General features: G+C 62.1%; 10 protein-coding genes. 4 read left to right on the forward strand and 6 right to left on the reverse strand.

Annotation, left to right across the window (positions count from 1 at the left end):
• Nucleotides 1–55: 55 nt before the first annotated feature.
• From NJC38_RS20600 to NJC38_RS20610, 3 genes are all read left to right on the forward strand, one after another.
• Entirely contained in the window at nucleotides 56–3,184 is a 3,129-nt protein-coding gene (locus NJC38_RS20600) for a transglycosylase domain-containing protein (RefSeq protein WP_253116913.1), read from the forward strand.
• Between the two features lie 118 nt (nucleotides 3,185–3,302).
• Nucleotides 3,303–3,857 carry a PadR family transcriptional regulator gene (locus NJC38_RS20605; RefSeq protein ID WP_253116914.1) on the forward strand — a complete coding sequence of 185 codons (555 nt, stop codon included), beginning with the start codon at nucleotides 3,303–3,305 and terminating at the stop codon, nucleotides 3,855–3,857.
• Nucleotides 3,854–4,630 carry a siderophore-interacting protein gene (locus NJC38_RS20610; protein ID WP_253116915.1) on the forward strand — a complete coding sequence of 259 codons (777 nt, stop codon included), beginning with the start codon at nucleotides 3,854–3,856 and terminating at the stop codon, nucleotides 4,628–4,630. Before NJC38_RS20605 ends, NJC38_RS20610 begins: the two co-directional genes overlap by 4 nt.
• Nucleotides 4,631–4,640: 10 nt before the next feature.
• Here NJC38_RS20610 and NJC38_RS20615 read toward each other — a convergent pair whose 3' ends face one another.
• Both NJC38_RS20615 and NJC38_RS20620 read right to left on the reverse strand, forming a co-directional pair.
• Nucleotides 4,641–5,294, reverse strand: coding sequence for a Pr6Pr family membrane protein (locus tag NJC38_RS20615; RefSeq protein WP_253116916.1), 654 nt, complete (start codon nucleotides 5,292–5,294; stop codon nucleotides 4,641–4,643).
• Nucleotides 5,295–5,303: 9 nt separating this feature from the next.
• Complete coding sequence (locus NJC38_RS20620) at nucleotides 5,304–5,525, reverse strand: VF530 family DNA-binding protein (RefSeq protein ID WP_045482485.1); 222 nt, start codon at nucleotides 5,523–5,525, stop codon at nucleotides 5,304–5,306.
• 228 nt (nucleotides 5,526–5,753) lie between these two features.
• Here NJC38_RS20620 and NJC38_RS20625 point away from each other — a divergent pair, with 228 nt between their 5' ends.
• The gene (locus tag NJC38_RS20625) at nucleotides 5,754–8,150 is read left to right on the forward strand and encodes a glucose/quinate/shikimate family membrane-bound PQQ-dependent dehydrogenase (RefSeq protein ID WP_253116917.1); all 2,397 of its coding nucleotides are present in this window, start codon (nucleotides 5,754–5,756) and stop codon (nucleotides 8,148–8,150) included.
• 100 nt (nucleotides 8,151–8,250) lie between these two features.
• On the opposite strand, the gene NJC38_RS20630 is transcribed toward NJC38_RS20625, so the two are convergent.
• The 4 genes from NJC38_RS20630 to NJC38_RS20645 are packed head-to-tail and all read right to left on the reverse strand — an operon-like array spanning nucleotide 8,251 to nucleotide 12,560.
• The gene (locus tag NJC38_RS20630) at nucleotides 8,251–8,679 is read right to left on the reverse strand and encodes a group 1 truncated hemoglobin (RefSeq protein WP_253116918.1); all 429 of its coding nucleotides are present in this window, start codon (nucleotides 8,677–8,679) and stop codon (nucleotides 8,251–8,253) included.
• On the reverse strand, nucleotides 8,679–9,542 hold the full coding sequence (locus NJC38_RS20635) for a DUF3034 family protein (RefSeq protein WP_253116919.1): 864 nt from the start codon (nucleotides 9,540–9,542) through the stop codon (nucleotides 8,679–8,681). Before NJC38_RS20635 ends, NJC38_RS20630 begins: the two co-directional genes overlap by 1 nt.
• 1 nt (nucleotide 9,543) lies before the next feature.
• Complete coding sequence (locus NJC38_RS20640) at nucleotides 9,544–11,889, reverse strand: EAL domain-containing protein (protein ID WP_045482503.1); 2,346 nt, start codon at nucleotides 11,887–11,889, stop codon at nucleotides 9,544–9,546.
• Complete coding sequence (locus tag NJC38_RS20645) at nucleotides 11,889–12,560, reverse strand: methylamine utilization protein (protein ID WP_253116920.1); 672 nt, start codon at nucleotides 12,558–12,560, stop codon at nucleotides 11,889–11,891. Before NJC38_RS20645 ends, NJC38_RS20640 begins: the two co-directional genes overlap by 1 nt.
• Nucleotides 12,561–12,670 lie beyond the last annotated feature (110 nt).

The following is a 12,670-nucleotide window of genomic DNA, read 5'->3' on the forward strand; positions in this document are numbered from 1 at the left end:
TCGTCAGCGTCTAAGCTTGTGGCAAGTGCGTTGAGAGGGCCGGGGCCAATCGATTATGGGCGTATTACGGCATTCCGATAGCGGGCACCAGAAGACCCAGGCCGACCCGAATGACAACCGGCCACAGCAGCCCCCTCCACGCCGCAAGCGGTATGGCTGGCGAGTGTTCTGGGTCTTGGTGGTGATGGGGGGTGTGGCGCTTGGCGTGGCGATCGAACACGAAACCCGCAGTTCACGCCTGCAAGCCCAGGAAATCAGCCGCTTTGCCGCCCGCCTGAGCTGGTCGATGCAACCCGGCCCGAGCAATCAGCGCATCTATCCCGGTGACGGCCCGTTCGACAAGCGTCTGGGCTATTCGGCGCTCGACCAGTTTCTGCCACGGCTGCTCAAACGCGACTACCTGATCACCGAACAGACCCGCTTCTCGCCGGAGTTGATGCGCTACGCCGAACACGGCTTCTTCGTGCCCTACCAGGAAAAGATCCAGGCCGGGCTGACCATCACTGATTGCCGTGCCGCGCCGCTGTATCAGTTCCATTATCCGCAGCAGTTGTACCCCGACTTCGCGTCTATTCCGCCGCTGGTGGTACAGAGTCTGTTGTTCATCGAAAACCGCAATCTGCTCGACCCGCAGCAACCGCTGGCCAACCCGGCAGTGGACTGGCCGCGTTTCGTCAAGGCGGCCTGGTCACAGGTTGCCAAGCTGCTGTCGTTGCCCGGCCAGTCGGCCGGCGGCAGTACCCTGGCGACCCAACTGGAAAAGTACCGCCACTCGCCCGACGGGCTGACCCTGACCGGCGCCGAAAAACTGCGCCAGATGTTCTCTGCCAGCGTGCGGGCCTATCAGGCCGGTGAGCACACCCTGGAGGCACGGCAGAACGTCGTGCGCGATTATCTCAACAGCGTACCGCTGTCGGCAGTACCCGGACACGGTGAAGTCCACGGTCTGGCTGAAGGGCTGCGGGTCTGGTTTGGTGCCGACTTCCAGAGCAGCAACCAGCACCTCAATGCCCCGGCCGAAACCGCCAAGGCGCTGGCGGCCAAGGCTCTGGCGTTGCGTGAAGTGCTGTCACTGGTGATCGCCCAGCGCCGTCCTTCGCATTATCTGTCCAAGGGCCGCAACGAACTGGCCGAGCTGACCGACAGCCATATCCGCCTGCTGGCCAACGCCGGGGTGATCGACCGGCAACTGGCCGACGCGACCCTGGCCGCGCAGGTGACCTACCGCGACTGGCAGCAACAACCGACCTGGCAACCCATGGAAGGTAACAAGGGCATCAGCGTTGCGCGCAGTCGGCTGTCGAGCATGCTCGACCGGCCATTCTATGACCTGGACCGTCTCGACCTGTCGGCCACCACCACCTTGCAGGGCGAGTTGCAGGACAAGGTGACCCAGTACCTGCGCCAACTGGCCGACCCGGCATTTGCCGCCAGCCTGGGTCTTATCGGCGAGCGCCTGTTGAGCCCGGCCAGCACCGCCCAGGTGCGCTACAGTTTTACCCTGTTCGAGCGCAGCGCCGACGGCTTTCGGGTCCGTATCCAGACCGACAGCACCGACCAACCCTTCGACATCAACGAAGGCAGCAAGCTGGAACTGGGCTCTACCGCCAAGCTGCGGGTACTGACCACTTACCTTGAAATCATCGCCGAACTGCATCAACGCTATGCCGGCATGAGCGCGCCCGAGCTGCGTAAAGTCCCGGTGGAAGCGCCGGACCTGCTGACCCGCTGGGCAGTCGATTACCTGATCCAGAACCCGGACCGCGACCTGCCGAAAATGCTCAGTGCCGCGTTGGACCGACGCTACTCGGCCAGCCCTGGCGAGCGTTTCTTTACCGGCGGCGGCCTGCATCGCTTCAACAATTTTCGCCGTGAAGACAACGGCCGGCTGCCGACCCTGCGCGAATCCCTGCGCGAGTCGATCAACTTGCCGTTCATTCGCCTGATGCGCGATGTGGTGCGCTACAGCACTTATCAGGCACCGGGTAATAGCGCTGAGTTGCTCAAGGATGACAGCGACCCTCGGCGTCAGGAATACCTGAGCCAGTTTGCCGACCGCGAAGGCCGGGTGTTCCTGCTGCGCTTCTGGAAGCGCTACAAGGACAAGACCACCCAGCAACGCCTGGAAACCTTCCTCGATGGCATGCGCCCGACCGCCTCGCGGCTGGCAGCGGTGCACCGCTATCTGCTGCCGGCGGCGGATCAGGCCACCTTCAACAACTTCGTGCGGGCCCACCTGGCTGACGGCGAGGCGGCCAAGGTGACCGAAAAACGCCTCAACGAGCTGTATAGCAGCTATGGCCCCGGTGCCTACGACCTGCCCGACCAGGGCTACATTGCCCGAGTGCATCCGCTGGACCTGTGGCTGGTGGGCTATCTGCTCAACCACCCCGAAGCGCAGTTCCGCGACGCCGTGGCGACCAGTGTCCACGAGCGCCAGGAGGTCTATAGCTGGCTGTTCAAGAGCCGTCATAAAAGCGCACGCGACAGCCGGATTCGCACCATGATGGAGGTCGAAGCCTTCCTGGATATCGAGCAGCGCTGGCAGCGCCTGGGTTATCCGTTCGATCATCTGGTGCCGTCACTGGCCACCGCCATCGGCAGTTCCGGCGACCGCCCGGCGGCGCTGGCCGAGCTGATCGGCATCATCCAGAACGACGGCATTCGCCTGCCCACCGTACGCATCGACAGCCTGCATTTTGCCGAGGGTACGCCCTACGAAACCCGTCTGGTCACCAACCCGGAGCTGGGCAAACGGGTACTGCCCTCGGCCGTGGCGACGGCCATGCGCGAAGCCTTGTCTGAAGTGGTCGACGGCGGCACCGCCAAACGTATTCAGGGCTCGTTCAAGCTGCAGGACGGCAGCAACCTGATCATGGGCGGCAAGACCGGCACTGGCGACAACCGTATCCAGAGCATGAGCGCTGGCGGGCACGTGCTGCAATCACGGGCCATCAACCGCACCGCCACCTTCGTGTTTTATCTGGGCGACAACCACTTCGGCACCCTCACCGCCTACGTGCCAGGCCGCGCTGCCGAAGGGTTTCGCTTCACCTCGGCGCTGCCGGTGCAGGTGCTCAAGGGGATGGCGCCGTTCCTCACGCCTTACCTGGAACAGCATGGCCAGGCCATGTGCGCGGCGCCGCCAGCCGGACCCGTTGTTGCCGGTTCAGGAGCGCATTGATAGCTCAGCACTTCAGCCAAGATGATTCACCAAAGATGAGAATGACTCCGGATAAAGTGCTTGCGAAATCGTAAAGATATATCTTAAGGTATATCTAAACGTAATCGGAGAAGCTCAGATGGGTGAAGACTCACAAGCCTGCGGGTCATTGACGGCAGACAAACGCGGCGGCCGCGAGCGCGGTGGCCGGGGCCCGCGGGTATTTGCACCGGGTGACCTCAAGCTGCTGATTCTGGACCTGATCGCTGCTCAGCCTTGCCATGGTTATGACCTGATCCGCCAGATCGAGAGCCTGTTCGACGGCAATTACAGCCCCAGCCCTGGGGTCATCTACCCGACCCTGACCTTTCTGGAAGAAAGCGAGCTGATTCTCGGCGACGCTGCCGCCGGCAAGAAGCGTTACGCGCTGACCGACACCGGCCGCGCCTGGCTGGCTGAGCAGGCCGTGGCGCTGGATGGCGCGCGCCAGCGTATCGACGTCAGCAAACGTGCCCTGCGCGGCCATGACCGGCCAGCGGAGATCCACGAAGCCGTGCACAACCTGCGTCATGCCATGCACATGCACCACGGTCGCTGGACACCCGAAGAAATCGCCCGGGTGCGCGACCTGCTCAACAGCACCGCCAAGGCCATCGCCGATGGCGCTCATTCCCGCATCGAGGAACCACAATGAATTCACCGCAAGCGATTCACCGCGTCATGCATGAAATCAAGCGTCGCAAACTCGAAGTGTTGCGCGTCACCGACCTCACGCCACTGATGCGCCGTGTCACCCTGCACGGCCCAGAGCTGGCCGGGTTCATCAGCCTGGGCGCTGACGACCACGTCAAATTGCTGTTCCCGCGCACCCCGCAAGAGCAGGAGGCGCTGGAAACCATGACGCTCGGCGCCGACAGCGCAGGCCCGCGCCCGGCCATGCGTGACTACACGCCGCGCCGCTATGACCCGCAAAGTAACGAGCTGGACATCGACTTCGTGCTGCACGGCGACGGCCCGGCCGCGACCTGGGCCGCCCAAGCGGCTGCGGGACAGCATCTATACATCGCAGGCCCGCGTGGCTCGCTGGTGGTCCCGGATATTTTCGACAGCTACCTGTTGATCGGCGACGAGACCGCTATCCCGGCCATTGCCCGGCGCCTTGAAGAGCTGCCGGCAGGTCGCAGCGCCCGCGTATTGATCGAAGTGGCCAGCCTCGATGAGCGCCAGCCACTGAACAGCCAGGCCCAGGTCGAAGTGAGCTGGGTGGTGCGTGGCGACCAGGATTTGCTGGAGGCCATCCGTCAGGTGCAAGTCCCCACTGGCAAGCTGTATGCCTGGGTCGCTACCGAAGCGGCCCTGTCGCGCAAGGCGCGGCGCATCCTGCTCGATGAAAAGGGACTGGATGATGAATTCGTCAAGGCTGCCGGTTACTGGCGCCTCGACGAATCAGAGCCCCAAGGGCACTGAGCGCCTCTGGTCAGGGCTTTTTCAGCCGCCGGTCAACCACCAGTAGCAGCAGTGCGATCAGCACAAACCCGGCCAGCACTCCACCGGCATTGATGAACGCCTGGGCGTAGCCCAGGTTGCCCGCGTCGACGAAGGGATAGACGTAATCGCCAAGCAGGTCGCCGCGCAGCAAGACATAGCCGAAGTACACCAGTGGGTAGAGCATCCACAGCAGCACATGGCGCAGTCCCAGCCCGGCCTTGGGCACGTACAGCCACCAGTACAGCACGAACAGCACCGGCATGATGTCGTGCAGCAGTTCATCGGCCAGCCACTGCAAGCCCTGCGGTTGCCACAGGTGGCGTAACAAAAGGCTGTAGGCAATCGCCACCAGGGCAATACTGGCGGCGATACCGCTGCAGACCACCGGGTGCCGGAAAAACCGCTGCAACGCCGTGTTTCGCTGACTGACTACACAGGTCAGCGCCACAGCCACCAGGGTGTTGCTAAGCACGGTGAAAAAGCTGAAGAACTTCACCAACCCGCCCAGCAGGCTGGCCTGATCAATCCAGCGAGAGATAAAGATCAGGTATTGCTGGATCGCCAGTCCGGACCAGCCCAGCACTGCCGCAACCAAGGCATAGCGACGTGCGCCGGGGGCCGCTGGCAGGTGTTTGTCGAGCATCAAGCATCCTTAACGTTTTTTCTGCAGCTTCACATACAAGGCTTCGACCTTCTCACGGGCCCAAGGTGTCTTGCGCAAAAACGTCAGGCTCGACTTGATGCTCGGGTCGCTCTTGAAGCAGCGAATATCGATACGCTCGGCAAGGCCCGACCACTGATAGTGCTCGACCAGCACTTCGAGAATGCGCTGCAGGGTCACGCCATGCAGCGGATCGGTGTTAGGAGTAGTCATCTGGCACCTTGGGCAGGGTTTGCGGCAAAAGGAGCGCACCATAGCCGAGCCGGGCGTCAGCGGGAAGCCCGGTTGGGCAGTTTAGAACGCTCCGGCAGGCAGTCGGATGTGCCATCGGTCTTGTACCTACGCATATTTTTGAAACGTTTTGTTACTGCAAGCCTCTGCATGCAGAGGCGGCTCGTGACCCACACACCGCCGAATATTCATTTCGCGGAGATTTGCACTATGGGCACTGATGCAGTTGCACGCAGCCATCCCTTGCCACTGAAGATCGTTGGGTTGGTATTACTGCTGATGGGGCTGGTCCTGCTCGGCTACGGGATCAAACTCCTGCAACTGGGCGGTTCGCTTTATTACGTGCTGGCCGGCGTCGCGCTGACCCTGACCGCCATACTGCTGTTCAAAAGGCATCGCGCCGCCCTGAGCCTCTACGCACTGTTCCTGTTCGCCAGCACCGGCTGGTCGCTCTGGGAAGTCGGTCTGGACTGGTGGCAACTGGTTCCGCGCCTGGCGCTCTGGTTTGCCTTGGGCATCGTACTGTTGCTGCCCTGGCTGCGCCGGCCGTTGCAGGGCGCTGCACCCGCCCCCCTGGCTACCGGCAGTTTGAGCCTTGCGGTGCTGCTCGCAGGTCTGGTGGCACTGGCCAGCCAGTTCACCCACCCTGGCCGTATCGAAGGCCAGCTCGACCGCGAAACAGCCGGCACCACCAGCACCGCACCGGCAATACCCGACGGCGACTGGCAGTCCTACGGGCGCACCGCCTTTGGTGACCGCTATTCTCCGCTCAAGCAGATCACGCCTGACAACGTTCACCAACTCGAAGCGGCCTGGACCTTCCGTACCGGTGATATCCCAGGCCCTGGCGACCCAGGCGAAACCACCGCCGAGAACACACCGCTGAAGGTCAACGGCATGCTCTATGTGTGCACGCCGCACAGCCAGGTGATTGCGCTGGACCCGGACAGCGGCAAGCAAATCTGGCGCTATGATCCGAAGATCAGCACCCAGAGCGCTGAAAACTTCAAGGGCTGGGCGCACATGACCTGCCGTGGCGTGGCTTATCACGACCAGGCCAGCTACGCCGACTCCGATGAGCAAGCCAGCCCGGCGACCGCCAGCGCCTGCCCAAAACGCATTTTGCTGCCCACCGCCGACACCCGGTTGATCGCCTTGAACGCTGACACCGGCAAGGTCTGTGAAGACTTCGGCAATCAGGGCGCGATCGACCTGAGCAGCAACATTGGCAGCTTCGCCCCCGGCGGCTATTACTCCACCTCGCCACCGGCGGTGACCCGCGACCTGGTCATCATCGGCGGGCATGTCACTGACAACGTCTCCACCGACGAGCCATCCGGAGTGATTCGGGCCTATGACATCCGCACCGGCCATCTGGTCTGGAACTGGGACAGCGGCAACCCGGACCAGACCGCGCCTCTCGCGGCGGGCGAAACCTACACCCGCAACTCGCCCAACATGTGGTCAATGTTCAGCGTCGACGAACAGCTGGGCCTGATCTACCTGCCGATGGGCAACCAGATGCCCGATCAGTGGGGCGGCAACCGTACCCCGGCGTCAGAGCGATTCAGTGCAGGCCTGGTGGCGCTGGAGATCGCCAGTGGCAAGGTGCGCTGGAACTATCAATTCACTCATCATGATCTGTGGGACATGGACGTCGGCGGTCAGCCAACGTTGATGGACCTGAAAACCGCCGATGGCCTGAAGCCGGCGGTACTGGCCTCGACCAAGCAAGGCAGTATCTACGTGCTGGACCGCCGCAGCGGTGAGCCTATCGTGCCGATTCATGAAGTGCCGGTGCCGCAAGGCGCGGTCGAGGGCGATCGTACTTCGCCGACCCAGCCGAAATCGGAGCTGAACTTCATGCCGCCGGTGCTCACCGAGCGTGACATGTGGGGCGTGACCCCGTTCGATCAACTGCTGTGCCGCATCGACTTCAAGTCGCTGCGCTATGAAGGCCCGTTTACCCCGCCGTCACTGCAAGGCACGCTGGTCTACCCCGGTAACTTTGGGGTGTTCGACTGGGGCGGTATTTCGGTCGATCCGGTGCGTCAGATCGCCTTCGTCAACCCCAGCTACATGGCGTTCCGCTCGAAACTGGTGCCGGCCGCTGAAGTGGCGGCCGGGCCGGGCCGCAAGAGCGAGACCGAAGGCGTGCAACCCAACAAGGGCGCCCCGTACGGGGTGATTCTCGAAGCGCTGCTGTCGCCCATGGGCCTGCCTTGCCAGGCACCAGCCTGGGGCTATGTGGCCGCCGTTGACCTGACCACCCACAAAACCCTGTGGATGCACAAGAACGGCACCGTGCGTGACAGCTCGCCGGTTCCGATCCCGTTGACCATGGGCGTGCCCAGTCTTGGCGGCACGATCACCACCGCCAGCGGCCTGGGCTTTTTGAGCGGGACGCTGGACCAGTACCTGCGCGCCTATGACCTGCGTAACGGCAAGCAGTTATGGCAAGGCCGCCTGCCTGCCGGCGCGCAGACCACGCCGATGACCTACACCGGCAAGGATGGCCAACAATACGTGCTGGTGGTCGCTGGCGGCCATGGTTCGCTGGGCACCCGACAAGGCGACTACGTAGTAGCGTACCGCTTGCCGAGGTAAAGAGCGCTGCACTTGCAGGAGCGACCAAGGTCACGAAGAGGCCGGCACAGGCACAACAGCTGTATTGCCCGACCAGCCGCCTTCGCGACCAAGGTCGCTCCTACTGGTGAATCACCTGGTCACGCATTGCGGCCAGACGGGCGATCAGGCGGTTCTGTACGGGCACTGATATGTTCTGCTCGTCCATCGACTTGATCAGATTCTCGACCAGCGCATTGAAGTTGCCACGGGTCAGGTCCTGGCCTTTGTGTGACTCGCGCAGGTTGTCGCCGGTGTAGGTGCAGGGCCCGCCGGTTTCCATACACAAGAACTCGACCAGCTTGTCACGCAGACGCTCGATATCGACCCGACGAAAGCGTTCGACGATACGCTTGTCTTTGGCCACGTTGAGCAGCATTCCTTCGACGATGCGCTGGATACCGGCACGCTGGCCCAGGTCCTGATACAGGCTGTCATCTTTGGCCGGTTGAGGCTGCTGGGCGCAGCCGACCAGCATTACCAGCAGCAATGCACTGAGCAGACGCTTCATCAGAAACTCCCCTGCAGGGACAGGTAGGCACCGTTCTGGTTTTCCAGAGTCGCAATCTCACCGAGCCGGGCGTAGGCCAACACTACGGAGAAATGTTTGTTGGGGAAGTAACCGACGAACACATCGGCCCAATCGCTTTCCCCGGCGAACGACAGATTGTCGGGCTTCTCGCGATATTCCACACCCACCGCCCAGCGCGGGTTGAACAGCACCGCCAGCGAGCCTTCCTTGAGCACGCTACGACTGTCACGCCGGTCACCACCAAAGCCCAACAGGCCGATTTCGTTGGCGCGGCTGTAGCGCACGCCGCCGTTGACCAGCAGGTTGTAGCCGAACGCCCCGCCGATGAACAGGCGGCTGGCGGTCAGGTAACCCTCAACGTCAGAGTTGCGCTTGGCGCCGACCAGGCTGGGAATCAGGAAGTCGTTCTGATGTTTGTATTGCACCCCCAGCGACACCTGCGGCAGGTTGTCGAAGATCAGGTCGCCGAACAGCCTGACCTTTACCCCAAAAATATCCTGGGTGAAGTTGTCATCGGGCAAGCTCAGTTTGTGCTGTAGCGTGCTGATGTCGAAGCGCTGGCGGGCGTAAGAGAACTCAACCCGGTTTCCATAGGCCACCGCCAGCCCCGCGACATCCAGGTTGTAGTCGGGCAGGTCGACCCGGGTTGCAAAGGCGCTGGCGCCCCACTCGCCTTCTTCACCGTAACCGGTGAGTACCGCCCACGGCGTGATGCCTCCGCCGGCACTGCCTTCGATACTGCTGGCGCCGCCAGTGGCAAGCAGTTTGCTGTTCTCGGCTTGAACCAGAGGCGCAGTGGCCCCCAACAGGCAACTCAACAACAACGCATTTCTGTAGTGCATGTCAGTGAACCATCAGGTCAGTGGGTGCATGGCTCTTGGCAATCCATGCCTCGAAGGCCGCCGCCGACAGCGGACGACTGATGAGATAGCCCTGGGCCGTATCGCAATGCCAGCGTTGCAGCAACTGCAGGCTGTGTTCGTACTCAACCCCTTCAGCGACCACCTTCAAGCCCAGGTTGTGGCTCATTTCGATGGTCGAACGAACAATCACCGCGTCCTCGCTGGTCTCATCCAGGTTGCGTACAAATGACTGGTCTATTTTCAGTTCCTGAACCGGCAAGCGCTTGAGGTGTGCCAATGAAGAATAGCCAGTGCCGAAATCGTCCACCGACAAACTGATGCCACACTCACGCAGGCGGTTGAGCACCACCAGTGCCTGCTCCGGCTCGCTCATCACCGCGCTTTCAGTGATCTCGAAAATCAGTTGCTCAGCCGGTACATGGTGCTTGGTCAGGGTCCGGGTCACGTGGCCCACCAAGTCCCCACCGAGCAAATCGTCGGCCGACACGTTGACCGAAAGCTGCACCAATAACCCGCGGGTAGCCCATTCGGCGAGTTGGCGGATCGCTTCTTCGATCACCCAGTTGGTCAACAACTGGATGCTGCCGGTGCGCTCGGCAAGGATGATGAATTCCCCCGGCGACACGTTGCCAAACTGCGGATGCGCCCAACGCAACAAGGCTTCAGCCTGGCGCACATGGCCTTGGCGAATGTCCAGCTTGGGCTGGTAATGCAGATGCAATTCGCCATTCTGCGCGGCCTTGCGCAGGTCACGGATCAGGCTGATCTGGCGCTGGTGGGCCAGGTCACGACCGTCTTCATAGATATGCAGACGGCCGGGCATGTTGATCGCATCCTTGCGGGCGATCAGTGCCCGGTTGAGCAGCTCCTGGGCGGCATCACCATGTTCGGGGTAGACCGCAATGCCGATGCAGCACTCCAGCGCGATGTCGTACCCGTCAACGCGCTGGCTCTCGCTGAGCAGGCGCTGCAACTGATCGCCGCGCGCCACCGCCGCATCGACCGTGGCGTGATCGAGCAGGATGAGAAACTCGTTGGCCGTCAGCCGGGCGACAGTGTCACCTGCACTCAGGGCACCCTGCAGACGCTGTCCAAGCTCGTGGAGCAGGTGGTCGACCGTCTCGACCCCGACGCTCTCGTGAATGGCGCGGAAGTTGTCGATGCCCAGGTACATCAAGGCCATTTGACGCTCAACGGCAATCGAACTGCCCAGCCGTTCCATCACCAGCGCCCGGTTGGGCAGGCCGGTCACCGCATCGTGCAGGGCGTTGTGCGCCAGTTGATCCTCACGCACAGCAATGCCGTGCTGCATGCTGTTGATTGCACCGGCCAACATGCCCAGCTCGTCTTTGCGAGCCATGACCACTGGCGTGCGATAGTCGCCATCGCCAATGCGCTTGGCAGCCACTGCCAGGGCGCGGACCGGCAGCGAGACACTGCGGGCCAGCGCCAGGGTGCCGATCAACGAAGCCAACAGCGCTGCCAGAGAGATCCAGAAGATCTTTTCATCGAGTGGCACGAACGCCTGCAAGGCTTTGTCCAGCGGGCTTTGCAGTAACGCCAGAACCTGATTGTCGCCAGAGCCTGCGAGAGTCAGGGTCTGGCTGAGAAACTTCAGCTTGCCGCTTTCGGTCAGATGCATCTGACCGCCTGCAGAGGTGCGCATGAACTCGACCAACGCCGGATACATGGCGGCTGGCTGGGTGCTGATCAACTCGCCCGGCTTGCCGTTTTCGATCGTCAGGAATGACACCTCCAGACCACTGAGTGAACGCAGCTCCTGAGCGATATCGCTGTCGATGGTAAAGCCCATGACCACCCGGCCAAGCGGCAAGGGCGCCAGCACGGTACTTTCGACCAGCAAGTGCGGAGTACCGCCACCAGGCACGATCAGCATTGACTGATTATTGCGCTTGGCGCTGCGCAGCGCCTGGTCGTAGACGAATTTGGAGCCCTCCGCCACCTCGTCCTCGGTGCTGGCAACGACCGTGCCGTCCATGCCCAGCAAAAACATATCGCTGGCGTTGATCCGCCCGCCGTGGTTAAGCAGCACCGAGCGGATGGTCGAAGCATCGGAGCTGGCCACTGCATCGCGAAAGCCAAAGTCCGCCGAGAGCAACTGCACCGCATCGCGCAACCGCCGGCCGCGCAGGTCGATCAACCGCTCGAACACCCGGCTGCCAACCTCCAGTTGCGCCTGGGCCTGGCTGCGCACTGCATCGCCGGTGGCGAATTTGACCGAGACAAAAACCGCTCCGATCACAACCAGAACCAATGCAATCAACACCCCGGCGATGCGCGCCTGGAAGCTCAGACGAAGTTTCATCAGTGTGCAGCCTTGTGGAACGCATCACCGAAAGCGCCAGGGGCCGGGCGTGCAGGCTGATCTTCGGGTTTGACCTCGACGGCCAGGTCAAAACGCTTGCTCAGCCCGTCGGCTGGCACCTCAAGCACACCACCGGCGAGGGGCTGCATGTCTTCGGCCTGCGGGTGCCAGAGGGTCGCGGTATAACGGCCGGGCGGCAATTGATCGAGCTTGAGCACACCTTGCTCATCACTGACCCCATACCAGGGGTCGTCAGTGACGTACACGTAACCCACCATCCAGTCATGAATGTTGCAACCCAGCACAACCAGACCGGGTTTATCGAACTGCACAGGCTCTGACGGGGTCTTTTCGTAAAGGCGCAACTCGAAGCGCTTGGTGGGCGAGAATGAATACACCTGATGGCGAATGTCATCGCTGTTGGGGAAACTGACCTGGGTGCCGGTGTGGACCGCCAGCACCCGTGGCACGAACTCCTGGTTACGCTGGTCCATGCTGGCCTTGAGCGTCGGTGCGGCCGGGCCAGCAGCGCCCTTGAGGGTCAACACAGCATTGGCCAGTGGCTTGCCTTGGCGATCGAACATCTGTGCCGTCAGTGTCGCGGCCGAGACACTGGCCGCCGAAAACACGTACAGGCCCGCGAGAACCATCGAATGCAGTAACTTGGTCATACGTGTGAACCCTTCCACAACGGCAATGCCGGAAAGTGATGCCGACCCTGGCAACGATGTGTCTGGCAAGCAGAGTAGCTGTCATGCCAGAGCAGGGATATGCCGCAGAG

Origin of the sequence: Pseudomonas sp. 21LCFQ010 (assembly GCF_024129905.1) — a bacterium.
Lineage (GTDB): Bacteria > Pseudomonadota > Gammaproteobacteria > Pseudomonadales > Pseudomonadaceae > Aquipseudomonas.

Coding starts and splice junctions, on each gene's coding strand:
- NJC38_RS20640 (WP_045482503.1), bottom strand. CDS start 11,889: ATGAAACTTCGTCTGAGCTTCCAGGCGCGCATCGCCGGGGTGTTGATT.
- NJC38_RS20615 (WP_253116916.1), bottom strand. CDS start 5,294: ATGCTCGACAAACACCTGCCAGCGGCCCCCGGCGCACGTCGCTATGCC.
- NJC38_RS20625 (WP_253116917.1), top strand. CDS start 5,754: ATGGGCACTGATGCAGTTGCACGCAGCCATCCCTTGCCACTGAAGATC.
- NJC38_RS20610 (WP_253116915.1), top strand. CDS start 3,854: ATGAATTCACCGCAAGCGATTCACCGCGTCATGCATGAAATCAAGCGT.
- NJC38_RS20645 (WP_253116920.1), bottom strand. CDS start 12,560: ATGACCAAGTTACTGCATTCGATGGTTCTCGCGGGCCTGTACGTGTTT.
- NJC38_RS20620 (WP_045482485.1), bottom strand. CDS start 5,525: ATGACTACTCCTAACACCGATCCGCTGCATGGCGTGACCCTGCAGCGC.
- NJC38_RS20635 (WP_253116919.1), bottom strand. CDS start 9,542: ATGCACTACAGAAATGCGTTGTTGTTGAGTTGCCTGTTGGGGGCCACT.
- NJC38_RS20630 (WP_253116918.1), bottom strand. CDS start 8,679: ATGAAGCGTCTGCTCAGTGCATTGCTGCTGGTAATGCTGGTCGGCTGC.
- NJC38_RS20605 (WP_253116914.1), top strand. CDS start 3,303: ATGGGTGAAGACTCACAAGCCTGCGGGTCATTGACGGCAGACAAACGC.
- NJC38_RS20600 (WP_253116913.1), top strand. CDS start 56: ATGGGCGTATTACGGCATTCCGATAGCGGGCACCAGAAGACCCAGGCC.